The 643-nt window shown below is 36.1% G+C and carries 1 protein-coding gene; it reads right to left on the bottom strand.

Translation table 11 applies throughout. The features are described from left to right. On the bottom strand, positions 1–643 hold a 643-nt coding region (locus FOT98_RS30690; RefSeq protein WP_186292151.1), incomplete at both ends, for a fibronectin type III domain-containing protein.

Genomic DNA, 643 nt, shown 5'->3' with positions numbered 1-643 from the left:
CTGTATTCGCTTGCAAATCTTTGTCCATAAATGAAGTTGTATTAGCAGTACCTATTTCTTTCATGGCCCCTCCAACTTCTCTGTATACAATATAATGGCTCACATCTACATTATCCTCCGATGGACTCCACATTAAATCAATACTACTCGTAGTAGTTCCCATACTGTGTAATCCTTTAGGTTGAGTTGGTGCTTCTGTGTCTGGTTTTTCCTCTGTTGTTTTAATAACTAATGCTTCACTTTTCTCAGATATATTTCCTGCAGCATCTACTGCTCTTACTGTATACGTATATTCTGTGTTTGGGTTTAATTTTTTATCAATTACACTTGTACCGACTACAGTATTAATTAGTTCTCCATTACGTAGCACTTGATATTCTTTCACTCCTACATTGTCTGTTGCGGGTTTCCAATTAAGTTCTACACTATTTGAGGTAGTTTTTACTACTTGTAGTCCAGATGGCTGAGCTGGTGCTTCTGTATCTGGTTTTTCATCATTTATTAGATTCACATCGATTACATTATAGAAAGCGTTTACAGTATCAGCTACATCCCAAACAGCTAAAATAACATGGTACCCACTGCGATCAGTTGGTACATTGATTTTATGTGATAAATTATTAGATGCTTTAGAACCATCGTG

The sequence above is a fragment of the Bacillus sp. HY001 genome, assembly GCF_007558965.1.
GTDB lineage: Bacteria > Bacillota > Bacilli > Bacillales > Bacillaceae_G > Bacillus_A > Bacillus_A mobilis.
Note: the sequence above shows the minus strand (reverse complement) of the source record. Positions and strands in the feature narration are given on the sequence as shown.